The sequence below is a fragment of the Peribacillus sp. FW305-BF15 genome, assembly GCF_058783805.1.
The window spans coordinates 40556-65248 of sequence record NZ_JBYSYV010000001.1 but is presented as its reverse complement, the minus strand read 5'-3'; the positions used below and the strand labels follow the sequence as shown (position 1 = coordinate 65248).

The following is a 24693-nucleotide window of genomic DNA, read 5'->3' as shown; positions in this document are numbered from 1 at the left end:
AGAGCAAAGAGCTCCGTAATGACGACATTGTTGTAAAAGCTACTCCCCTTTGGAGAATGTATTCAAGTATATAATTTATAATACGGTAGAATTAGAAAGTTTGTCAAACCATTATATTTTATTTTTTTCGGGCTCTGCCCGGGTAATTCGGGTTATTTGAACATATCTTGTTATTAATGAAAATATAATGAATGAACTTGTCCGTTGAAAGTATTCACTTCTTGGTTTTAAATAGGTCAGTTGGTGGAATAGGAAGTATGTAACCTCATTCTATTGCAAATCTGTGAACGCCCTTTCAAAAAGAATATAGTGAACAAATTATGAATATGTAATAAAACCTAAAATTTATTTAAAAATTTACAAGTTTTCTCTTTTACTTATGCCAAACATGTTGTAATATAAATGTAACAATTGTAATATTTATTAAACCTTCGTTACATAAGTATCCTATTAGGGATTGGGGAGATATGATATGAAAAAACTTTTAGGTATGTTATTATCCATTATCATTTTATTTTTCACATTAAGTGGTCCGGTTACCGCAAAAACGACATCATTGTCTGACGCAAATGCATTAAAGATAGCCGATAATGCCAGCAAACATTTTTGGAATGCTTTATATGGATACAAAACCCGTTCATGTTCGCAAAAAACTTTCAATTATAAAGGGACAGAGTATTCATACCTTTGCCAAGAGTTTAATACAAAAGATAAATTGACTGCCTACTTAGCAGAGACATTTACTAATAATGCAGTTGAAAAAGGGCTGACTAAATATAATTACATTACCCATAAAGGGAAATTAGCCCGTCCAGTCGGAGACGGCTTTAGCATGTTAGAGTGGAAAAAAGCAAAAATTAAATTAGTCTATCAAAAACAAAACGTTAGGTCATACAATTTAACAGTACCTACAGTCGACGGTGAGTCAGTAAAAAGAACGGTGACCTTTTATAAGTCCGGATCTACTTGGAAAGTCAATCAGTTCGATGCAGTTCAATAAAACATTGGTTTAAATGTAACGCCTCATATGCTGTATAGTTAGTTAAAAACTATATGACATATGAGGTGTTTTTTTGTTGACCATTATATCTTGAGAAATAATCTTTCTGGCTTGTATCAGCTCACCTTTCACTTCACAAAACATTCAAAAAAAAAACACAGCTAAGATGCTGTGCCTTAACGGATTTTTGCCTTTCGGAAGCCTTGATAGGTATCGTAGGCGGCAAAAATGATGGAGAGGAGTATGAGACCCCAGTATATCGAGCTTTTCCATTCATCGATTGAGAATAGTGTTCTTTGGTATGCAAGGAATTCCGGGTTCAATAAATCAGGATTACTAATGATGATGATGAAGGCCAGAGTGTACAACAGCTGGTATATGGCATGAAAAAAAGCTAATTTCAGGGTCCATCGACCTAAAAATAATTTATATATCGCTAAGAGCACCCCAATGATAATGACGCAAGATACCAGCAGCCAATAGGAATTCAATACATCTTGATTAAAAGAAGGTGTCACGAAAATGAGACTGCCATTTCTTTTTTCATAGACGCCTAACAGGTTTGCTGCATTGAAATAAAGGGCTGCGAATACGGAAAGGCCTAACAAACTTGCAAAAACCTCGATCATAGGGACCGCTTTTATCTTTGAAATGTTCGGAATATCTTTTAAGTTTTCCGGTGTCCATGGTTTCAAGTCTTTTGTTACGGGCGACTGGTCTTTTGAAGTGTCCAAGCGTTCTAAAATGGCAAATGAAAGCGTTAACCAGAAAAACACTTGGATACCTGTACTGATGATACTTGAAATTCCTTTCCCGATTATTTTTAAAATTGCTTCCATAACCGTATTCCCCGTATCCCGAAACGGATTGTCCCCTACTAATGCGATCAATGAAATGACTGCAGCGATTGGTAAAATCATCTTCAACAGACTGATATAAACATCATAATAACGAGGTCCGATCAGATGCATTGGCCGATCACGATAACCACTTGCCAGTGTAACCGGATCTCCTAATTTTAAAAGTACCGCTTTCACGTCTTGCTCCGTATGATCATCCGGAAGCATATCTTCGATTGTGGATTGAAGCTCAAGCGCAATATCCGCCCGGTTTTTTTCTGGCAGCCTTCGGGTCACTTCCTGAATATAAAGTTCAATCAGCTCCATGTTCTCCCTCTCCTTTTAATAATATATAAAGCTCTTGAGAAGTTTTTTCCCATTCTTCCTTTAACTGCGTGAAGATTTCTCCCCCATAATCACTTAAAGAATAGTACTTGCGCGGTCTACTTTCAGAAGTATCCCAGCTGCTGGTCACCAATTCTTGTTTTTCCAGGCGGCGAAGCAAAGGATATAAAGTACTTTGATCAATGGTAATTCCAGACTTCTCTAAACGCTGGACAAGCGAGTACCCATACTGCGGAGTTTTGAGCTGACTTAAGACAGCTAACGTCAAAGTGCCTCTGCGCAGCTCAGTGGTTAATGAATTCAGTAAAGTGCTCATCCAATCACCCCTTCTCTATACTATGTGACGTACACCATACCTTATACTATGCATCATACACTATTTTAGTTCTTACAACACCATAAAAATGAAAATATATTTTATTTAAAGCATAAAAAAGAGAAGCGGGTCACGCCTCTCCGTTTTTCCAATATTCATATTACACAAGAATGACCCACAATATCATCGTCGTGATAATCGTGACCACTCCTTGTATTAAGGTTGCCATTGTTTGAGCTTTATAGGCATCCGTCACTTTCATCCCGCTAAATTGGGTGACCACCCAGAAGAAGCTATCATTTACATGACTTACTGTCATCGCACCTGCTCCAACAGCCATGACTACCAATGCAAGAGGAACAGCCCCTTCAATACCCAACGTTGGAAGCATGGGGGCAATCAAAGATGAAGTGATGACCAGTGATGCTGTCGAAGAACCCTGAGCCGTTTTCAACCCAGCAGCAATTAGGAACGGGACCAACAGGAACAAGGAACCGCTAAAGATGCTGCCCATATCCCAACTTTGGATGATGTCTGCAATCCCCGTATTTTTAATGACGGTACCAAATGCTCCGCCCGCCCCGGTGATCAATAAAATTGGCGCAGCATCCAATAAGGCGGCTCCTATCCAGTTTGTTAATGTTTCTTCATCATACTTAGGCAGCAATGTCAAAGCGGAAATTACTCCTACGAGCAATGCGATGACCGGCTGGCCCAAGAATACGAAAAATGCGGCAATCCCCCCTTCCGTTCCAAAGAGCGTTAATACAGAACTGGCTCCAATCAGGACAATCGGTAAAACGATCGGTAAAAATGATTGTAAGGCAGAAGGCATCTTGCCGAATGAACGGACAATTTCATCATAATCGTAATCCAGGTCACTTCGGTCATCTTCAACTTCTATCTTGGTCGCTACTTTCATTGACCATATATAACCAGCAAGTGCAGCTGGTATGGCCGTAATAAGACCTATCAAAATGACAGTCCCCAAGTATCCGTCCGCTCCGATATTTCCGGCTGCCGCAATTGGCCCTGGAGTTGGAGGTACAAGTGTATGTGTTGCATACAAACCAGTTGCAAGTGCAACTGACATGGAAGCAACTGCTACTTTTGCGCGTCTTGCCAACGCTTTTCTTAAGCTCGATAAAATAACGAAACCTGAATCGCAAAAAACGGGTATGGATACGATAAAGCCAATCATACTCATGGCAAGCTGCGGTCTTTTAGGGCCGACAATCCTCAATACAACTTCGGCCATTCTTAATGCGGCACCGGCCTTTTCCAAAATGGTCCCGATTATTGTACCGAAAACGATTACAAGTCCAATGCTTGTCATCAATCCGCCAAAACCGCCGTTGATATTCTCAACAATCTGATCCAGAGGCATTCCAGAAGCAAAACCCACAAATAAAGTGCCTAATAGAAGCGATAAGAACGGATGCAGCTTGAATTTAGTTGTCGAAAAAACAATTAAGAACACGCCGATGGCCAAAACAATAAATAACATAAGATTACCCCCTATTTTTGATCGCTGCCAAAAAAGCCCGCATTACTTGTTCGGCTGAAACTTCCAACAATTCAGCTCCTCTTTCCATTGCTTCCTTTAAAGGCATGGGAGCGTTCACCAAACTATGAACACTCGTTATTCCGTGGTCATATAAAACTTCAATACCTGTTCCGATCGATCCAGCCAAAACAAATACCGGAATATCATGCTTTTTGGCTTCTTGTGCAACTCCCATGGGTGTTTTGCCTGAAGCAGTCTGGTAATCGATTTGGCCCTCACCGGTAAAGACACAATCGGCACCGGACAATTTTTCACCCAGTTTCGTATACTCCATGACAATATCGATGCCCCTTTTAGTTTCTGCACGGAAAAAGGCTTGAAATGCACCTCCAATTCCTCCTGCAGCACCAGCACCTGCTTTATCATGCAAGTGTATGCCTGTTTTGATTTCCACCAAATCAGCCCATGATGATAAAGCTTTATCAAGCATTTCAACCATGTCAGAAGTCGCCCCTTTTTGAGGTCCGAATACCCTTGATGCCCCATCAGGACCGACTAACGGATTTTGGACATCCGAGGCAATCAAAAATTCAGAATCCGCTATTCTGGAATCAAAATCTTCCGTATTAATGCTTGATATCCGTGATAATTCGGCACCTCCGTATCCCAGAGTTTTGCCTTCTTCATCAAACACCTTCATTCCCAAAGCCTGGAGCATACCGACACCGCCATCATTGGTAGCGCTTCCGCCAATCGCTAAAATGAACTTTCGACAGCCATCATTCAATGCCTTTTGAATAAGCTCCCCTGTCCCGTATGAAGTAGTGATCAATGGGTTCAACTCAGCTGGATCGACAAGGCAAAGACCAGATGCACTAGCCATTTCAATCACACAAGTTTTTTGATCGCCCAAGATTGCATATGCTGCCTGAACATCTTCAAGTAAAGGTCCTTTAACGGTCACTTCAACTTTTCGACCATTTGTAGCTGCTACAAGACTATCCATCGTGCCTTCCCCGCCATCCGCCGCAGGAACCAGTACTGTCTCCGCATCCGGCAGTGCCTTCCTGACTCCTCTCTCAATAGCCTTTGAAGCTTCTGTTGCTGATAAACTTCCTTTATAGGAATCTGGTGCAATAACAATTTTCATGCTCAGTTCCCCTTTGAATATATTTTTATATCAATTAATTATAATCTTCGGAAATATTTTAATCATCGTTCATTCTAAACGAAAATAAGTATGACATATTGGATTTTTTTGGTTATACTATACAGAAAAAATAATCTGTCTGAAAAGTTTTCTGTTATTTTCCTATTTTCATAAAATATAAGATAGCTAAAGGCTTAAACTATCGACGATCCCCCTTTACATGAAAAATCATAGCTTGTTTGCATAAAATATGATCACCATTCTGTTAGCAAATAAAAAAACTCTAGAAGGATGACTTGAATGCTGACCCAAGAAATTGCAATGGAAATTGTCAAACAAACCACCAATAGACTTAACAGAAACATTAATATTATGGATGATAAAGGAATCATCATCGCTTCCGGAAATCATGAACGCATCGACCAATTGCATTTAGGAGCATGGGAAGTACTGAAAACGGGAAAGCCGTTAATCATTCCCGAAAAGGATTGTCATCAATGGGTAGGTGTCCTTCCTGGAATTAATTTGCCGATTAATTTTCAAAATGGAATTATAGGTGTCATCGGGATCACCGGAGATCCGACTGAACTTTTGGAATTCGGCGAATTGGTGAAAATGATAACGGAAATGATGCTTCATCAAGCTTTTATGGCGGAACAACTCGAATGGAAACAACACTTGAAAGAATTGGTATTTGAAGACTTATTAAAGGAAGATATCAATCAGCATTCGATTGATCAGAGACTTGAACTGATTGGAATGAAATTAGAACCTCCCTATCAAGTGGGGGTAATGGAAATGAAATTAAATCCGTTAAATAAGAATGAGCTGATTCAGATGACTGAATCTGTTTTTAGTTCCCAGTATGCCCTTGTTGGGTTCCTGAGTGTGAATCGGGTTTTCATTCTCACTACGGCGCTTAGCGGAAATAACATTGAGAAAAGACTGGATTCAGCCATCAAACAATTAAAAGCAAAAGACTTCGTTATACGAATCGGTTTGGGCTCTATCGTGGATAAGGAATCATCCATCGTCCACTCTTTCCGCGAAGCTGAAACAGCACTTTTACTAGGTGAAGCAAAACAAGCTTTATCTAGATATACTGATGTGGAAACAAAAGCTCTGTTGGAAAGGATAGATGAGCGGACGAAACAGCAATTTCAGGAAAGAATTCTAGGCAACTTATCTGAGAAGTTGATTGAGACACTGCATCAATTTTTCCTTAGTAACTTAAATATCGGGGAATGTGCCAAAAGAATGTATATCCATCGTAATTCCCTTATATACCGATTAAAAAAAATCAAGGAAATTACCGGATATAATCCACAAGTGCTGCATGATGCCATAACTTTGCAGTTAGCCATTTGGGTAAGCCAATCGAAAAGGAGAAGTTGAAAGATATTGTGAGAACGATAATGCCCATTTAATTTTTTTTCGTTCAATCCTATAAAAGCTTGCATTGGAATTTTGTATAATTGATCGAATTACCGAGTAGATTAAAAATACATGATTTTTTTGCATATCAGGAGGGATTGAATGAGTGGCATCGCAAATGTATTAATTATCCTTGGATTTACCGTTATTTTCATCATTATCATCATTTTGGTTTTACTATTAATTTATATGATTTTCTTTGATCGCATGCAGAAGCACCATGCAATTTTAAGAAATTACCCCGTGCTTGGGAGAATACGATACTTTCTGGAAAAAATCGGACCTGAGATGCGGCAATATTGGTTTAACAGTGATAACGAAGGAAAACCCTTTTCCCGCGATGACTATGAACATATGGTGAAAAGTTCAAAATATTTACGGGATGTCATAGGTTTTGGTTCAAAGCGGGATTTTGATGAGGAAGGCTTCTTTGTTAAAAATAGCATGTTTCCAAAATTGGCCGAAGAAGAAAAATATGATCGTGAAACCAAAGTGACGACAAAAAGATACATTCTATTGAAAGACCCGCTTTTCTCACAACGAGAAGAAAAATGGGAAGATGAAGCTTCCTCTGCATTCTTATTGGATGATGAGGATGCCGTAATCATCGGCCCAAACACTAAGAATCCCTTTCGGCTAAAAGGTCTTATCGGAATGTCCGCCATGAGTTATGGCTCTTTGGGTAAGAACGCAATCACTGCGCTTTCTGAGGGATTGGCTGCAGCAAAAGGCACCTGGATGAATACAGGTGAAGGCGGACTATCTCCTTACCATTTAATCGGCGGCGTCGATATCATCATGCAAATTGGTCCAGCCATGTTTGGGGTTCGGGATAGTACCGGCGAAATGGATTGGGATGAATTAAAGAGAAAAAGTGAAATACCCGAAATCAAAGCATTTGAAATCAAATTGGCCCAAGGCGCCAAAACTCGCGGAGGGCATATCGATGCTGAAAAAGTGAATCCGGAAATCGCTGAAATCCGTAAGGTCGTTCCGTACAAGGCAATTGATAGTCCGAATCGGTTTCACCAATACGATGACGTAAAATCCATGTGCGATTTTATCGAAAAAATCAGGGACCATACAGGAATCCCGGTCGGCATCAAAATGGTAATCGGCGGAACTGACAGTGTTGAAGAGCTTGCTAGCTACATGAAAGAAACCGGGAAAGGTCCGGATTTCATTACATTGGATGGCGGAGAAGGAGGAACCGGTGCTTCTTATCAGGAGTTGATCGATAGCGTAGGATTGCCGATAAAATCCGCTTTACCGATTTTAGTATCGACATTGGAAAAATACGGAGTCCGTGATAGGGTCAAAATCATCGCCTCCGGTAAATTGTTCACGCCTGATAGAATTGCGATCGCTCTAGCCATGGGAGCAGATCTTGTTAACATAGCCCGGGGTTTCATGATTGCGATAGGATGTATACAGACGATGAAATGCCATTCCAATGCTTGTCCTGTCGGGGTAGCCACCACTGATCCGGAATTGCAAAAAGCACTTGTCATCGATGAAAAGAAATACCGTGTGGTTAACTTTCTTGTAACCCTTAGAAAAGGATTATTTCGGATCTCAGCCGCAGCTGGTTTAGAATCGCCTCTCCATTTTCAGCCTAAGCACATTAGCTATAAGGACGATAAAGGAATTGTCATATCTCTTGAAGATATTATGAAAGAAGTTAATGGACAAATAGGGTCCAGGCAATGAAAAGACCACCGCCCAAGTATGATGGGCGATGGTTTTTTCTTTTTCGATCAATGAATGAATCCGTTATAGGCCAATTGTATCAGGTATGTATTCGAGTATCACCTGTCTCCGCTCTTCCCTTACCCGCCAGCTTTCCATAGCGATAATAAACATAAGATGGAGTAATTAGCGGTTTAGATGACTTTACTATAGTTTGGAAAAAATTTCAGATGGATTGATAATACCATTTGCCATCACGTTTAAACTTTCTGCATTGGTCATTCAAAAGAAGGTATTCTAGGTGTGCCAATGTTTCACCTACAGCAAATCTGGTTTCGTGAATGGACAGATTTCCAAATAAGATCTGGCAAGCACTTTTTACAGAAATCGGCTCTTTCATGTTTTCATGAATTACATGCAACCGGTCCTGGTGGTGATCCAACAATTCAACAATTCTTTTATTGGCATATTGAAACGGTTTCCCATGAGAAGGGATGACATATTCAACGTCAAGCTTTTGTATTTTTTTCAAAGAATTAAAAAACTCTTCCAATGGGTTGCTGAAACCTTTAAACCAATAAGATATATTTGGAGATATCTTGGGCAATATATGATCTGTCGAGAAAAGGACACTATTTTCCTTATTATATAAGGAAATCAGGCCGTCCGAATGTCCCGGAGTGAAAAGCACTTCATACTCATATTTGCCAAAATGCAGCTTCATTCCTTCTTCAAGATGATGATTTACGGCAGGATAGGGTTTTACTTGGGGCATGAATCCGCTTTCGTCACTGGATAAGGCCGCGGCGACATCTTCTTCCATACCACACGCATTGTAATTATCTTTAAGCAGATTCAACGAATCGGCTTCCCAATACGTAGTTCCCGCATGCTCATCCACTTCTGTCATCCATACATCCGCACTGGTCAATTGTTGTAATGTCCCTGCATACCCGAAATGATCTGGGTGATAATGTGTGATGATAATATCGGCAATATCGTGTTTTTCGATAATTGGGTTCCATAAATCCCTGGTCGTTTTGTTATTTAATCCCGCATCAATGATAGTCCATCCTTTTTCACCTTCCGCCAAGTAACAATGGACATGGTCCAATCTAAAAGGCAATGGAATCGTAATTTGAGTAACTTTCAATTCATTCAGCAAGTATAACTTCCCCTTCCGATGTAACTACATTTACATGAAAAAAATCGAAATTGCTAAAAACAAAACATTTAAGTTTATTAAATAACGTATATCATTAATCAATTCGACGAATTTTCTCAGTTTCCTTTAATCATATCCAGAGCCAATCGATTAAAATCTAGAAGCCATAGCCTGGGCGCAATGGTTAATTCATGAAAATTAAAAAAACGCCATTAAAATTAATGGCGGCAAACTGTAGACAAACTCGATGAAAACCGAGTTTGTCTATTTTTATGGCTTTACAATTTGGACGTTGATTGGAACGTAGGGCACTCGCTTTCGGCGGGCGGTCGGCCCTCGGCTTTCGCCTGCGAGGTCTCCCCTAGACGCGCTTTTCTAAGCAGGAGTCTCGTACTCCCGCTCCAATCAACTTTGTCTTACCTTTTACGGCACTTCGTTTTACATATCTTCCTCGATCGTTTGAACAAGGTTGAAAAGAAAATGATAAATTAAATGAAAAGCTTCTTCCAATGACATGTCTTCTTGAAACCCTTTAATGTTATCCAAGGCTAAATTCACATCCCATAGCCCGTCGCCCTGGTTAAACATTAAACTGAACGAACCAATTTTTTCTGCTTGAAGTTCCTTGGTTAAATACGTTTTTAAAACTTCTCCCATTTTTTTCTGGAATTTCAATCCGAACATCGCGTTATATGTACCGAAAACATCATCGACTTCTAACGAAAGTGCCTCAACGCCGATTAATTCGAACCATCGTGATTCAAAGTAAAGGAATTCATCTTTGTTTTTTTTCAAATACTCAATCGGTTGTGATAAAAATGCAGAGTTCTCTTCAGAGATTAATTCTTCGCTCTCTTTATTACTGCGCTCTATATAAGCATCCGTAAAACGCGATGCATTCTCTTTTTCCACTATGATGATATCCTCGGCGAGTAATTTATGCTTTTCAACATAATCCTTTTCTTCTTTAAATAACTCAATCTTGTTTTCGATTACGGATTCTGATATGTATGATTCCATTTGTTTTTTTAGCATGATATGTCCTCCTAGTGTCTTTTCAAGCTTTCACAATTTCAATCATAGCATATTCAGTATAGATAAAATAACTTTGTGAAAGAAATTACAATATCAAATGTGGAAATCATTTCTGGTCTCCGATATAGTAGTGGTAAGCGTTTATACATATGAAAGAAATGAGATGTTGAATCATGCAAAAAATCATTGTAGTTGGTGCAGGAATTTTGGGAGCTTCCACTGCCTATCAATTGGCTAAAAATCAGGTTGAAGTGATCATTATTGACCGCCAAGATGCCGGTCAGGCAACATCTGCAGCTGCAGGAATCGTTTGCCCGTGGATATCGCAAAGGCGCAACCAAGCTTGGTATCTTCTTGCCAAAAATGGTGCGGCCTTTTACCCGGGCTTAATTGAAGAACTAGAACGGGACGGTGAAACCGAGACTGGGTATGCCCAGGTCGGTGCCATAAGTCTGCATACAGATGAAGCTAAATTGAATGCCATGAAGAACCGGGCGGCAAAACGGCAAGAAGAAGCACCGGAGATGGGGGCGATCACCTTACTTTCCGCAGAGGAAACACGTGCCTTATTCCCGCCTCTTTCCAGAGAATATGCAGCCGTTCATGTGAGTGGTGCAGCGCGGGTCAATGGACGCGCACTACGTGATTCCTTATTGAGGGCTTCACAAAAATACGGTGCAAAACTTATGTATGGCGAAGCTAAACTTACATATAACGGTAATCAAGTGTCAGGTGTAACACTTAGAGATGAATTCATTCCTGCTGATAAAGTAATTGTTTGTGCTGGCGCTTGGGCACCGGAATTACTGAAACCACTGGGCGTGAATTTTCAAGTCACTTTCCAAAAGGCTCAAATCATTCATCTGGAAATGGCAAATGAAAATACAAATAACTGGCCTGTAGTCATGCCTCCGAGTGATCAATATCTTTTGGCTTTTGATCATAATAACATCGTTGCGGGGGCGACTCATGAAAATACGGAAGTTTTCGATAACCGAATGACCGCAGGAGGGCTGCAGGAGGTTTTCAACAAAGCCTTGCAAACCGCCCCCGGTTTGACAGATAGCACGTTTGTTGAAGCGAGGGTCGGATTCCGTCCATTCACGCCGGGATTCCTTCCCGTCATGGGACCTTTACCTGGCTGGGGAGGCATAATCGTAGCCAATGGTCTTGGAGCTTCAGGTTTAACTATGGGCCCATATATAGGCTCACTATTGGCAAACCTCGCACTTGACAGAGAAATTGAAATCGAAATCGATAATTATGATGTAAGAGGTGCGCTAATTTAACTTCCCTTTATTTAACTTGCTGTATGAACTCGACTGATCAAAAAATGATCAGTTCCGTTTTTTTCAAATGGTCCTTTTCAAAAAAAATCAAGGACCTTTAATGGGTCCTTGATTCAGACTGTAGACAAACTCGAGGAAAATCGAGTTTGTCTATTTTTATGGCTTGTCCAATTGGGACGTTGATTGGAACGTAGGGCATCGCTTTCCGCGGGAGGTCGGCCCTCGGCTTTCGCCTGCGGGGTCTCCCTTAGACGCGCTTTTCTAAGTAGGAGTCTCGAACACCTGTTCCAATCAACTTTGCTTGAACTCTTAGATAGAACACTTCTGCCTAGGGTCATTTTAAAATAGAAGTATTAAAACATGAGGTGATGAAGATTCTTTCTAAACATGATTCTATTCAGCGAGATCAACTTGAAATGATTACTTTAGATTTAGTTCAACTGGTGCCACCGAACCATTTGGTTCGTAAATGGAGGCTGCCATTGACTTCACTTTCATTTATGACTTGGTGAAAGATATGTATTCAGAGTTAGGACGCCCAAGTATTGATCCAGTTATTTTAGCCAATATACCTTTGGTATTCGTTCCATGCGTAAAACGATTGAAGAAGCGGAAACAAATAAGGCTTACCGTTGGTTCTTAGGCTATGATTTTCATGATAAAGTACCTCCTACTCCACGTTCAGGAAAAAACATGCTGTTCTTTGAAATGAAAAAAAAAGAATCTTCCATTTCAATTTATTTCATCTATTTATTAATATCAGGTTCACTTACTTCTTCATAAATAACTTTTAACTCTTCAATAGTGAGTGTTTTTAAAAATTCCTCTAATTCATCCATGTTAATGCCTCCTATAATTAAGAACATTCGTTCCTATTATAATCACCATAATATCAGTAGTAAATAGTTAATTTTACTTTTAACACAAATAGATGAATTATAGAATTCAATAATCAACTGTTCCCCATCCTTTCATACCTACAAAAGCTTCAATGAGCACAGCACTCCTTTTTAACCCACGGTCATTTCCTTTGAAAAATAGTGCTGTAACATCATTTTCATTTGCTCTTTATTTGCTGCAAATTGCTTATGACGATGACCATTTCCTCCAGATGGATGAGGAAATCCTAGAAGTATGTTATTGGCATCCAAATAATCTTGACCCGCTAAATAGTTTAAGACCTTGGTAACATTAACGCCTAAAGGAATAATAAGCGGACGATCAATGGTACCTATTTCGGTAGCAAAGCCTTCCATTATATTTTTTTTAAGCAACTCGGTCTTTAAAATGTTCGGAGTTGTTCCACTATAGTTTTTTCCGTTATAAAAAACTGGGTAGGTTAAAACTGAGGTAGTATGAACGAGGTGACTCGCTTCGTCAAAAAGATCCAGTGTGGACGAAATGTTTAAGTATGTGTGTAATCCAAGCTCATCCAACATTTTAACTAAATTTTTTCTCATCGTTCCTTCAAAACTGGAATTTTTTTTTACTTCGTGCAGGATCTCTTCGTCACCATGCAGGTGCCCTCTTGCATTAATTACGGTAGAATAAGATTTTTTCATTTGATGTAAACCAGGAGTGATTCCGACAATCACCACTTTGGCCCGTTCATTTATATATTCGAAAGGAGCATAATATATTTCGAGTTTTTTCTTTTCTTCTCTTTCAAGCAAAAATTGCTCACTCTTTATCATTTCATCTGTATAGACAGCAGGTAAAGCTTTAATTAAGTCTTTAAATTGTGTAAACTTAGAAAAATTAGCGATCCCCATAAATTACTACCCCTTCTTCCCTTTATTTATTTTGGCCAATATAGTATATCAGAAATTCAGATTTGCCACCGACATAGGGGCATTATGAACCTTGTTGGAAACCTCTCAAAAAAAAGATAAATTGCTTTCCAACCCTTGGATTGAAAAGAATTTATCTTGAAAATGGTATTTGGGGATGAAAAAAATGTTTGGGTTTACAAATTGAAACTATTGATTGAATCTTCCGCGTTGGCGAAGTAATTCACGATTCAGGTTCGGATCCTTTTCAAATGCAGCGCGGCCGTGAAGCCAGAATATGTTGTTGACAACAACTAAATCTCCAACAGGCAGTTCAAGTTCGAGTACACTTTCATCACTTTCTAATGAATTGGATAAATCGCGCAAGTATTTGGCTTGTTCGATTGATTCAGGATAAACAAATTGATCGATAAAACATACACCAGGTTTGTTATTATGATTGAAGAAGGTCAATCTTTCAATTTCCTGGTCAACGTTCTTGCTTTTTGGAGCTTTATACGTGAATTTGTGGCTGGATAATGGATGATTCACATACATATCAAGCTCTTTCCAATCGTCTAAATGCAATAAACGTGATTCGCCACCGCGTGCATTTTGTTCGATCATCTTCATCATTAGTAACCAATCCGTTGGTTCATCTACAAAGGTGCCATCTGTATGAAGTGTAAATAAACGATAAGCCTGACGTAAATATGAATCACTGCTATCCGTGTCTTGAACACTGAAGCGGGCATAATATTTCCCTGACATGGAATCATGGTTTGGAGTTCCCAGCAAGTATGAAATGGCCGTTGCAAAAATGACATATTCATCTGTATTCTCCGTGACACCCTCCAAGCCAAGGGTGAAGCCGCCGGATTCCCGATCATGAACGATGTTACGAAGCAATTCACCAAAGTCTTCCCCTACTTGATCCAAAAGATATGAAGCAATGATGAGTCGTGCATATGGCGTATATTCCAGATGTTGAACAGACTGATTATCCTTGGATACCGTTTCTAAAAAAGCAGCAATCGCCTCTTTTGAAATTTCAATATGATATAAACGGCTGGATTGAGGGTGAACTTTAACCTCGTATTTTTCTGTTTTCCTTTCAAACTTCGCTCTCTTTTTTTCTGCAATGTTCATGAATGATTCCTCCTGTTATTTGTAATATAGGTGACAAAGTTAACAGGAAATATAAAAAGCCAGTCGCACATGATTCCCAAATAAAATGGGAATCCAACTGTACAACTGGCTTATATTCACTTCACTGCTCTATGCAAATAGAGTCACAGCGAATATGCAGTTTATGTATGATTTATTTTTCCTGTTTCCAATCATTAAGATCTTTACACGATTCTGAAAAGGTAGTTTCCAAAAGGTGTTAATGTCATAATATTGGCTTAATTACATTAAAACGTTTTTTTATATAATTGTCAACATCTTTTACAAATTATTCTGATAAATTATTTTACTAACTTGGTAGTTTCGTTTTTTCTGCCGCTTTAATTTGCTGAAAATGGAGATCCAGGTCCTTCAATGCAGCAATCAATGCATTAGCCGCTTTCCCCCGATAATAAGATGTAATCGATTCTATCGCTTCATCAACACCATCATTTAAACTGATACCTTTTAATAAACGCCCAATAAATTCCCGTCCATGCTCTGTTGCCAGTGTACAAGACGCCTCCAGGATAACACCATATTTAGCATCGACTTCTGCAGTGATGGTCAATGTTTCAAAGACACTTTTCGCCGCCATCCCTTGAGGTAAACGTGCATGACCTGCAATAAAAATTGTTTTACCATTGAACATGAGGCCTCTTCCTCTCTTTAACAATATTATTTTGTCAATACAGCTTCCAATAAGTGTGTTTGTTCCGGAATGCGGGTAACAACCTCTTTTCCAATTTCAATGGAGGCTGTTGCTGCAGGTGACGGTGCATTACAAACATGAATGGTCCGTTTCCCCATTATAATATGAAAATCATCCACCATATTACCATCATCCTGTAACGCCTGTGCTCGGACTCCGGCAGGTGCAGGGATTAAATCATCTTCTTGAATTTCCGGAATCAATTCCTGAAGGCTTTTCGTAAATTGCTTTTTACTAAAAGAACGGACATATTCTTCCATCCCTTCCTTCATGAATTTACTGGCCAGTTTCCAAAAACCTTTATAGCTTAAAACTTCAGTTAAATCCTTCGCATTGAAATCGGTTTTTTTATAACCTTCACGTTTGAAACTTAGTACAGCATTTGGGCCAGCATCTACTTCGCCGCTAATCATCCGTGTGAAATGAACTCCTAGAAATGGAAACTTAGGGTTAGGTACCGGATAAATTAAATGATTGACAAGAAAGCGCTTTTCGGGCTTCAATTTAAAATATTCACCGCGAAACGGGACAATTTTCATATCAGTTTTATACCCCGCGGCTGCTGCGATACGGTCACTGTGCAATCCAGCGCAATTAATGACTATCCTTGCTTTTATTGTCCCGTTGTTCGTAGCGATGATTACTTCATCAGAATCCTCGTCAATCTTCTCCACCTTTGTATTCAGCTTGATTTCACCGCCGTTGCCTCGGATGATATCCGCCATCTTTTCACTTACCTGACGATAATTGACGATGCCAGCTTGCGGGACGCGAATCGCTCCAAGTCCATTAACATGCGGTTCAATTTCCTTTAACTCTTCCACACCGATTCTTTGGATAGCTAGCTCATTTTGTAAACCGCGTGAAAATAAATCATCTAGAAGGGGCAACTCTTCTGGTTTTGTTGCAACAATGACCTTGCCGCAAATATCATGATCAATTCCATGCATCCTACAGAATTCCGTCATTGATTTGCTTCCTTGACGGGCAAACCGTGCCTTGAAACTGCCTGGTTTATAATAAATTCCTGAATGGATGACTCCGCTGTTATGCCCCGTTTGATGATCTGCAACAACAGCCTCTTTTTCAATGACTACCACTTTAGCATTAGGAAACCGCTGATAAAGGGCCATTCCCGTCGATAAACCTACAATTCCCCCGCCAACAATTGCGAAATCATACACAATTAACACTCCTTTTATTAATGATTTTTAGTATTCAGCAACTCCATATACGTAATTAAATTGTTCTTAGTCCGTAAGATGTGAAATTCTACTGCTGCCCTTAGTTCTGCAGGATCCCCTCTTAGTGCCGCTTCATATATCATCCGGTGTTCCCGTTGCGTTTCTGGGTAATAATCAATCAGCAAATTCGGCGCAATGGGTGAGATACCCAACGTTTCTACCATTTTTTGAACTCTTGGCCATGGGCACCCTTTTCGGAGGGTTTCATGAAAAGCCGCATTCAAAAGGATATAATGTTCATTGGTTTCATCAGATAACTGAATCCCTTCCATTTCAATCAAAATTCCCTTTAATTTTTCTTTATCCTCCTTTGTTAAATAAGGAAGCGACTTTTCTACAGCAAGGCCTTCAAGCAGAGACCTGGTATGATAAATTTCTTCAATATCATCCCGGGTAATCGGTGTGACGATTGCTCCTTTATGAGGAACCATTTCCACCAACCCCTCCATTTGAAGTTGTGTAAGGGCTTCACGAATGGGCATTCTGCTTACTTCCAGGCGATCTGCCCACTCCTCTTGGATGAGTCGCTCCCCCTTTTTTAACGTCCCATTCAAAATCGCCTTCCTAAGACTTTTCGTTACATTTTTTACGATTGTAGATTTATCTCTTTTAGAATTAGCATTATCCAATCCAGCGTCCACCTTTCGATATTGGATACAATTTTAACTATATCAACTTAATGAAGCGATTACAATACAGAAAATTAAATAAATTGTATCCAATTTAAAAAACACTGGATACAATACTAGGTAAACATCTACTTTTCTCATATAAAGATAATTTATGGCATTCATTTATATGTAGCTATACACTAGTGATTTAAAATAATCATCTTATATTGTTCAGTTCAGTATAGAGAAGTTTTTTTGGGATGAAATTCGATTCAAATCAAGTCTTTTTGTATCAAGATACATTAATATCTTATCTGCAGGCTTCAACCATGTTAAAATCAAACAAATATAGTTATGAAGTACAAAATATGAAATTGGTAAAAGTCATTAGAATAAAGGGGAAAATTGCATGGCAGAATTAATCGATTGGAAAAATAGTGCTCACGGGCATAAATTCATAGCATCTTTTAGCGGAGGAAAGGATAGTGTCTTAGCCTTATATAAGGCATTGAAGGTTGGAGAAGCTGTAGGACTGATTGTCATGTTGGAGGAGGAAGGAAAACGTTCCAGATCCCATGGAATGCCTCCGGAACTCATAAAAGCCCAAGCTGAATCAATAGGTTTGCCTGTATATACTGCGGCTGCGAGTTGGACTGATTATGAAAAGGTATTTATGCGCCTTTTAGAAGATGCAAAGAATCAAGGAGCAGAAGTGTTGGTAACTGGAGACCTGGATATGCCTGCCCATGGTTGTTGGCATGAAAAAGTTACGAAGAATGCCGGATTGAAGCTTGGAATGCCTTTATGGGAAATGAACCATCGTGAAGCTGTCGAAGAGTTCATGAATCTAGGATTCGTTACGATCATTGTAACCGTTAATTTATCATTGGGAATGCGAGAGGATGATTTAGGACGAACATTAACCCATGAATACGTGAAGGAACTTGAAGCTCGCGGCATTGACCCCTGCGGAGAAGGTGGAGAGTTTCATACAACAGTAATAAATGGGCCTATTTTTAAACAGCCAATTCCAGTTCGTAAATGTGAGATTATTAAAGACGGGGAGTATGCTTTTTTACCTTTGGAGCTAGATAAGATGACGAATAAGAGTACCTTATAACCGAACTTATTATCAATATTCCTGGCAACAACTCTATACTGCACCCCAATTATGTTTTTTTCTTTAAGGATTGAGGTGCAGTTCATCTGAGGAGTCCTTTAACAATAGGATAAGATTATTTTAGTTAACATAATAAAATTATAGTAATTTAACTTTACAGCAATCATTCATTGCTGATAACTTTCTGATTCATTATTTGTTAAATAGGAGAACAACAGACTTTTAGAAGAAAAAATATTTCTAATTTACTATTTTAATAAGAAATTAAGCGATAAAAATCAGTACTGGTGACTTCAAAAAAAAAGACTATATATTCTAGTCTTTTTTGAAAAGTATTCGGTTAATTTAAAACTGTTGCCCTAACAAAACTCTTATATTTTTCAAAAATCCTCAGTGAAGGCGATTTTCTTAGTATAAGGAGCTTATCCCCCTCCGAAACCCCTTTCATCTCTCCGCATCAATGATGCCGGTTTTATCTCCCCTTTCAGATATAACGAAATAATGTTCTCTATTTAAGGACTGTGTTATCCATATAAAAAGAATGAAAAATAAGGAGTTGTCTTCGTCCGTTCAATTAATAATAGAAATCCATTAATGTTTCGTCCATTAAATCCTGTGTGAGTCCTATGTAAATCATCGTATCTTTGGGATTGGAATGATTAAGGATTTGCTGCAGTAAAGCGATATCCTTGAATTTTTGGTAATGCAAATAGCCGAAGGTTTTTCGGAGGGTATGTGTACCGACATCCGGAATGTCTGCCATTTCAGCCGCTTTGTTCAGAACTCGATAGGCCTGCACCCTGGTGATTGGACCATTACCTTTTCGACTTGGAAATAAATACTGTTCATTTTTCAGGTTCGATTTGCGGACATACTTCCTAACTTCCTTACGAAGCTGAGGATTGACAAGGAACCGCTTAATTTTATCTGTTTTTTGCTCCACAATGACTATATGCGTACCCTCAAGGATGTCTTTCACTCGCAATTGTAAAAGATCCCCTATACGTAATCCGATGTTTATCCCGATTGAAAACATCATATAATCCCTGTAGCTGCAATATTTTAATAGTGATTTTTTCATCTTTTCTATGTGATCCAACCTGCGTATCGGCTGAACATTTTTAATTCTTTGAGAGGTTGCTTGCATGAACGGCTCATTCCCCTTTCTCCTTCTTTCATTGTACGTGAACAGCTTAAAAAAAGGCAAGTTTTATAAATTTTGATACGCTTATAAACCTTGATTTAACGGGATTTCGAATGTATCAATAGAGGCCCTTTGTTACATTCGGAATATTCTAACAAAAGTGACCCGGGAAGAGCTTGTAATCTACTATCCTCCTTTCGCCGTCTTATAGCTTCATAGAGCGCTTTTAATCTGTTCTTGACTTATGACTCCAATGAATTAAAACAATAGCTTTAAAATCCAAATATGGAGCTCGTTTTTTTGACTTTTTTAATATTTTTGTAAAATAATGTATAACACCCCTATAACCCAATCAATTTTCCATTCATTTGGCAATTCATTTAATTTACTATAATTTAATTATGTAAACTATTGTTTTAAACATTTCTTCATTTTAAATTTAACAAAGAGAATTCAATTTACTTCCCTTTGTCAAATATCCCCCAATCCATTAATGAATATAAAAACTGGCACCATCAATGATTTCTATGTCTTTGTGACTTTTCAGCTCCTCCATCAGCTGGAAAAGCGCTCCATCTTTTTGTTTTGCTTCAATCATGCAGTCGAGATGTGGTAAGCTTCCCTTTATTTGTTGCAAAAATTCCATGAACATCCCAGTATCCACAAAGTCAGCATGTGCTCGAAATTCTTTATCGGACCTTGGACTTGAAATATGCATTTTAGGGTGTAGTTTGGAATTACTCCAGGTAGTCAATATTCGGTCCCAATGATTTTTCCAATCTTCATTTGGTAAATGATGTGCGAGGTGATGGTGATAATCAAAAACCATTGGTATTCCCAATTTTTCACATAAATAAAGGGTTTCCGACAAAGTAAAGGTAGTATCATCATTCTCAAGAATGACCATTCTTTGAATCGATTCCGGAATCAAACCCCAATTATGGATAAACTGCTCTAATGCCTGTACATGCTCGCCGTACCCCCCGCCAACATGTAAAACACAGCGATGTTCGGGATCCACTCCCATTTTTTTTAATAATGTATAATGCATCCTTAATGTTTTTAAGGATGTCTTCAGAATATCGATATTTGAACTATTCAAGATGACAAAATGATCTGGATGAAAATCTACCCTTATTTTGGGGTGATTCTTTATGAATGTTTTTAATTTAGCCAGTTCTTCTGAAATAGCTTCTATGTAATCCCATTCTGGAATTTCCGGATGATTGGCTAAAGGGATAAGTTTTGAAGAAAGCCTAAAGAACTGAATATTATTGGCTTCGTTATGAATCAGTAAACGCCAGCAATTATGAAGATTGGATATTGAAAGGCGTTCGAGCTTCCTTATCGCTGCATCTCTGTCCTTAATCTTCGAAAACTGAGTATAAGTCATCGTTTGGGATGGCGAACAGTTTGGCACATGATTACTCATGGCTACATAACCAAGGCGAATTAATGTCAAAGTGATGGCTCCTTTCTCATAATTCCAGTGCTTGTTCAAGGTCTGCGATTAATTCTTCTGCTGGTTCCATTCCTACAGAGAGACGGATTAACCCTGGGCTTACATGATCCTTGATCAACGTTTCAGCATTGTTACCAAAATTAGGGGACATAATAAGACTCTCGAAAGAACCCCAAGACACTCCAATTTTAAATATCCTCATTTTGTTTATCACTGCCTTAACTGTTTCATAATTTGCATTTTTAAGTGCGAAGGTCATTAAACCTGAAAATCCGGTTAGCTGTTTATTATTTAACTCAGAATTATGCTTCGAGCGAAGTCCAGGATAATTTACCTTTGCTACAGCTGAATGGGATGAAAGGAAATTTGCGATTTGCTTGGTGTTTTCCTGATGTACTTTCATACGTAAAGGCAATGTTTGCAATCCACGCAACAATAGTGAAGCTTCTCGAGGCCCCATTGTTCCACCAAACAACAAATACTCCTTATTAAAAAGATCCTTCATTATTTCCTCACTAGTAATTAATGCTCCGCCTACCAAATCACTGTGTCCTCCCAAGTATTTAGAGGCGGAATGAATAACAATATCAATCCCATGAGTTAAAGGCTTTTGAAACAGGGGAGTTGCCCTTGTATTATCAATAATCGTGCGAATGTCACATGATTTAGCCATATCAGCAATAGACTTTAAATCCACAAGTTGGAGGTTCATATCTGTTGGATTTTCCAAAAATATTAATTTTGTATTGGGCAAGATGGCTTTTTCGATATCTTCCTTCAAAGTCGAGTAGACAACTGAATGGTTAACCCCAAACTTCTCCATATAAGTCAACAGATTCATCGTTGATTTGTAGATGTTACTTATACATAATACATGTTCCCCGGCTTTTACGCTGTTGAAAATTGCTGCAGCAATCGCAGCCATTCCCGAGGCAAAGCACTTACACTGCTCCCCTTGCTCCAATGCGGCCATTTTTTTTTCCGCTATTTCAACAGTTGGATTGGTTCCTCGTGAATATACATAATGATTTTGTTGATCTTTTTCTGCTTGAACAAACTCTTCATGTGTGGGGTAGACAAATAAGGAATTCCCGAATATTGGAGGAATAATCGCCCCAAAAAACGGTTGAGATCCCGTATCAAAATGCATACAAATTTCTTGATCACTAGAGATATTATCAGATGGCTGCATGGTTTCCTCCTTTTATCCTTAGTTTGTGATTAAAGGTAATGGATATCTTAAAATAATTATTTTAGTTATTCATTCCTGCGAGTTCATCTTAAGAATCAGTTCAGTAACGGATGTTAGTATATCCATTTAGTGGTTAAAGCTTTCATTTTTATGCTATTTAATTTCTGGTAAACCTGATTATTCCCCTTTACATTAATTGCATTCCCTATTTCCCTTTTAGGATTAAATCAAGAACCGCACGAATATTATATGTTGCTAGAACACTTTATCCAATTCTTTATATAAGAAGTTAATTGTGTAATAAGCCAATCCTGATCTTTTACTAAATAACTTTAATTAGATGTTTGTATTTCGCCGTCTATAATTATAGGGATACGAATCTAGGTGGGTGTGGGATGCAAAAGAATATCTTTTGGCTGAAGTGGCCTTACATCTTCATTAGGAATAAAGCTAATTTCTCCGGTTTGTTCCCTTGGTCGCTCTATAATTATATCCGTGTATCCATTAACTCTCATCTGGGCTATTAAAGTTTCTATTTCTAATCTCTCTTTATACTAAGCCGCCCTTATTTAGTATTTCCCCCTTATCAATGAGAATCGTTTCTTTTGGAACAAGCCATTTCTTAAATTTATTATTTAACTCCAGGTAACTGTATATGGCATAAAGTAATGCGATAGAAACTGAATACTTCATGAAATCGCACTTGTTTAGATCACTGAATCATATTCTGTTTTTTCAATAATTGCATAATAATCGGTCTATCCACCAAAAAATTTTTAGGATTTCGAGTGAAAAAGTCGAAAAAACTACCCGATTTTTAGGTTGTTAAAAAATCAAGGAAGAAAAAGCTGCAAGATTCATGCATTTTCCATTAGGAGTCCATATTCTCTTTGTATTAATAAGAACATAATCCTTTGACAACCAAAGCTTCGCAGTTTCATTGACCTGATTGGGCTATTGTTGAAGACCTAGTTCGTGTTACACTATTATGTCTTTTCCTAAGAAATTTACCCGCCTTATGAATTCTATTCATTGGGCAAGATTAAAACATTCCTTACCAGTAGTTGACAATAAGTTTATAGTGATTTTATGCCTATCATTTTAAATTTCCTATTATGTAAATAAAGTCATCCTCGTACTAAAAGAATGGATTACTCTTGCGCATAAAATCTATATTTCCTCTCCCCCTAAAATCGCTTCTCCGATCTTTCTTTCTGCTCGTTCAAATACGACTTTTAAATAAAAAATACTCTGGGAACTAACCCAGAGTATTTTCACTATAAATATTTTATTTGTTCCTGTTAATGTTTATTAAAATGAACGTTCTTGTAGTGTTTACTAACTAAATGAACACTGCAATATACTGATTCATGAAATAATATAACTCTCTTCCTTAATCAATACGGATGGAGGAATTCATTCTGGAAAGTTAAAGTTTAACCTTTTCATGATTGGGAAACTTGAACAGATTATTACCGGTCTGGTCTTTTACTTCAGTCAATTGATTTTCCGCGTCATTAATGTCCATGTTTTCTTCGTCAAGTTCAGGTTGAGTTGCCGTTCTGAACATTCGTATTTGTCTAACTGTTTAGCTGCATCGCGCCATCTTCGTTAACATGTCTGTCTTGTATTACACTTCAGGGGTAGGAGTTGGTTTGGCATACCCACTTTTATATTTTTCATCGACTTTATTCCGGATCTCTTTGACGCTCATGCCATCATTCAAGTCCAATATGGATTGCGCAGCAATTTCCAAGCAAACTCCGCATCTTGTCCCGTGGTCATCCCAAACCACTTCCCCATTTTTTTTATTCTCATGGATAAAGCAATCATAATTATTTTTATGGTTAGCTGACTCTCCGCAACCGCAATAACAAGGTATTTTTTCTAGTAAATCTTTATTTTGTGCAACAGCTAAATAGATTGTCTTCATATCCTCAGGTTTTTCAGCTAAGAAATCAGGTGCTATTTCCTTACTGCTTGTCTCCTCCTGAAGATCTCCGGATACCGTATGCTCTGAATGTCCTTCATGGCCGCTTTCTTTTTGTACAACACTTTCCTCTTCACTTGAACAACCTGAAAGTATTATCGAAAAACAGATTCCCATAGTGACCGTCATTAATTTCAAATTCATTTTTACACTCCTTGCTCCTTTTAATACTCCCATTTTATGGCACGTAAGCTGTTTCTACAAGCATAAGTTTCCTTAATTATTAGGATTTAAAATGTCAATTATACTAAAATGGCTTTCTGGTACGACTTTCGTACATAATTTTAAAGTATTTACCACGCTTTAAGATAAAAGAATGAGGTGATACTGTGATAAGAGCGCTACCATCATTGTGTTTTTTAGGCACGTATTTACTTATTATACTCCTCGACAACCTACAGGTCTTGAATATATGGCTCTTTCTTTAGAATCAAACAATATTTGATCGTAGGTCGTGGAGAAGATTCCTTTCTGCTCTTGTTATTTACCATATTTTTTTATATTTGTTTATAT

General features: G+C 38.4%; 20 protein-coding genes and 1 pseudogene. 6 read left to right on the top strand and 15 right to left on the bottom strand.

Annotation, left to right across the window (positions count from 1 at the left end):
* Positions 1 to 472 precede the first annotated feature (472 nt).
* Complete coding sequence (locus tag AC3WLU_RS00270) at positions 473 to 1000, top strand: DL-endopeptidase inhibitor IseA (protein WP_057277613.1); 528 nt, start codon at positions 473 to 475, stop codon at positions 998 to 1000.
* Between the two features lie 176 nt (positions 1001 to 1176).
* On the opposite strand, the gene AC3WLU_RS00265 is transcribed toward AC3WLU_RS00270, so the two are convergent.
* The 4 genes from AC3WLU_RS00265 to AC3WLU_RS00250 all read right to left on the bottom strand — a co-directional run bounded on the left by AC3WLU_RS00265 (position 1177) and on the right by AC3WLU_RS00250 (position 5157).
* Positions 1177 to 2166, bottom strand: coding sequence for an HAAS signaling domain-containing protein (locus AC3WLU_RS00265; protein ID WP_098864526.1), 990 nt, complete (start codon positions 2164 to 2166; stop codon positions 1177 to 1179).
* Positions 2153 to 2500 carry a PadR family transcriptional regulator gene (locus tag AC3WLU_RS00260; protein WP_063576202.1) on the bottom strand — a complete coding sequence of 116 codons (348 nt, stop codon included), beginning with the start codon at positions 2498 to 2500 and terminating at the stop codon, positions 2153 to 2155. The genes AC3WLU_RS00265 and AC3WLU_RS00260 overlap by 14 nt, the downstream gene beginning before the upstream one ends.
* Before the next feature lie 160 nt (positions 2501 to 2660).
* Positions 2661 to 4007, bottom strand: coding sequence for a GntP family permease (locus AC3WLU_RS00255; protein ID WP_063576201.1), 1347 nt, complete (start codon positions 4005 to 4007; stop codon positions 2661 to 2663).
* A gap of 4 nt (positions 4008 to 4011) precedes the next feature.
* Entirely contained in the window at positions 4012 to 5157 is a 1146-nt protein-coding gene (locus AC3WLU_RS00250; protein WP_492596561.1) for a glycerate kinase, read from the bottom strand.
* A 300-nt stretch (positions 5158 to 5457) separates the two neighbouring features.
* Between AC3WLU_RS00250 and AC3WLU_RS00245 the strand changes: the two genes are divergently transcribed.
* The gene (locus AC3WLU_RS00245) at positions 5458 to 6552 is read left to right on the top strand and encodes a CdaR family transcriptional regulator (protein WP_492596560.1); all 1095 of its coding nucleotides are present in this window, start codon (positions 5458 to 5460) and stop codon (positions 6550 to 6552) included.
* A 141-nt stretch (positions 6553 to 6693) separates the two neighbouring features.
* The gene (locus tag AC3WLU_RS00240) at positions 6694 to 8301 is read left to right on the top strand and encodes an FMN-binding glutamate synthase family protein (protein WP_268565949.1); all 1608 of its coding nucleotides are present in this window, start codon (positions 6694 to 6696) and stop codon (positions 8299 to 8301) included.
* A gap of 205 nt (positions 8302 to 8506) precedes the next feature.
* On the opposite strand, the gene AC3WLU_RS00235 is transcribed toward AC3WLU_RS00240, so the two are convergent.
* Together AC3WLU_RS00235 and AC3WLU_RS00230 are read right to left on the bottom strand one after the other, a co-directional pair.
* On the bottom strand, positions 8507 to 9445 hold the full coding sequence (locus AC3WLU_RS00235) for an MBL fold metallo-hydrolase (RefSeq protein ID WP_413002320.1): 939 nt from the start codon (positions 9443 to 9445) through the stop codon (positions 8507 to 8509).
* A gap of 438 nt (positions 9446 to 9883) precedes the next feature.
* Positions 9884 to 10480 carry a branched-chain amino acid aminotransferase gene (locus AC3WLU_RS00230; RefSeq protein WP_098864531.1) on the bottom strand — a complete coding sequence of 199 codons (597 nt, stop codon included), beginning with the start codon at positions 10478 to 10480 and terminating at the stop codon, positions 9884 to 9886.
* A gap of 173 nt (positions 10481 to 10653) precedes the next feature.
* Between AC3WLU_RS00230 and AC3WLU_RS00225 the strand changes: the two genes are divergently transcribed.
* Positions 10654 to 11769: an NAD(P)/FAD-dependent oxidoreductase gene (locus AC3WLU_RS00225; protein WP_492596559.1), complete on the top strand. Its 1116-nt coding sequence runs from the start codon at positions 10654 to 10656 to the stop codon at positions 11767 to 11769.
* Between the two features lie 374 nt (positions 11770 to 12143).
* Positions 12144 to 12462: pseudogene (locus tag AC3WLU_RS00220) on the top strand (transposase); the annotation flags it as partial.
* Between the two features lie 317 nt (positions 12463 to 12779).
* Here the strand turns inward: AC3WLU_RS00220 and AC3WLU_RS00215 are convergent.
* The 5 genes from AC3WLU_RS00215 to AC3WLU_RS00195 form a co-directional block, all read right to left on the bottom strand.
* Positions 12780 to 13541 carry a uracil-DNA glycosylase family protein gene (locus tag AC3WLU_RS00215; protein ID WP_264641266.1) on the bottom strand — a complete coding sequence of 254 codons (762 nt, stop codon included), beginning with the start codon at positions 13539 to 13541 and terminating at the stop codon, positions 12780 to 12782.
* A 207-nt stretch (positions 13542 to 13748) separates the two neighbouring features.
* The gene (gene glaH / locus AC3WLU_RS00210) at positions 13749 to 14687 is read right to left on the bottom strand and encodes a glutarate dioxygenase GlaH (RefSeq protein ID WP_095392070.1); all 939 of its coding nucleotides are present in this window, start codon (positions 14685 to 14687) and stop codon (positions 13749 to 13751) included.
* A 328-nt stretch (positions 14688 to 15015) separates the two neighbouring features.
* Positions 15016 to 15357: a DUF3870 domain-containing protein gene (locus AC3WLU_RS00205; RefSeq protein WP_034306813.1), complete on the bottom strand. Its 342-nt coding sequence runs from the start codon at positions 15355 to 15357 to the stop codon at positions 15016 to 15018.
* 26 nt (positions 15358 to 15383) lie between these two features.
* A complete protein-coding gene (lhgO, locus tag AC3WLU_RS00200) occupies positions 15384 to 16601 on the bottom strand; it encodes an L-2-hydroxyglutarate oxidase (RefSeq protein ID WP_098864534.1) in 1218 nt (405 codons plus the stop codon).
* Between the two features lie 17 nt (positions 16602 to 16618).
* Positions 16619 to 17290 (bottom strand): GntR family transcriptional regulator, encoded by a 672-nt coding sequence (locus AC3WLU_RS00195; protein WP_106026344.1) that lies wholly within the window; start codon positions 17288 to 17290, stop codon positions 16619 to 16621.
* A gap of 391 nt (positions 17291 to 17681) precedes the next feature.
* Here AC3WLU_RS00195 and AC3WLU_RS00190 point away from each other — a divergent pair, with 391 nt between their 5' ends.
* Complete coding sequence (locus AC3WLU_RS00190; protein ID WP_063576190.1) at positions 17682 to 18392, top strand: Dph6-related ATP pyrophosphatase; 711 nt, start codon at positions 17682 to 17684, stop codon at positions 18390 to 18392.
* 574 nt (positions 18393 to 18966) lie between these two features.
* Here AC3WLU_RS00190 and AC3WLU_RS00185 read toward each other — a convergent pair.
* The 4 genes from AC3WLU_RS00185 to AC3WLU_RS00170 form a co-directional block, all read right to left on the bottom strand.
* Positions 18967 to 19539, bottom strand: a complete 573-nt coding sequence (locus AC3WLU_RS00185) for a site-specific integrase (RefSeq protein ID WP_194719377.1) — start codon at positions 19537 to 19539, stop codon at positions 18967 to 18969.
* Positions 19540 to 20026: 487 nt separating this feature from the next.
* On the bottom strand, positions 20027 to 20998 hold the full coding sequence (gene uvsE, locus AC3WLU_RS00180) for a UV DNA damage repair endonuclease UvsE (protein ID WP_187049417.1): 972 nt from the start codon (positions 20996 to 20998) through the stop codon (positions 20027 to 20029).
* Between the two features lie 16 nt (positions 20999 to 21014).
* A complete protein-coding gene (locus AC3WLU_RS00175; RefSeq protein WP_492596558.1) occupies positions 21015 to 22190 on the bottom strand; it encodes a trans-sulfuration enzyme family protein in 1176 nt (391 codons plus the stop codon).
* A gap of 1630 nt (positions 22191 to 23820) precedes the next feature.
* Entirely contained in the window at positions 23821 to 24324 is a 504-nt protein-coding gene (locus AC3WLU_RS00170; RefSeq protein WP_170956451.1) for a PCYCGC motif-containing (lipo)protein, read from the bottom strand.
* Between the last annotated feature and the right edge of the window lie 369 nt (positions 24325 to 24693).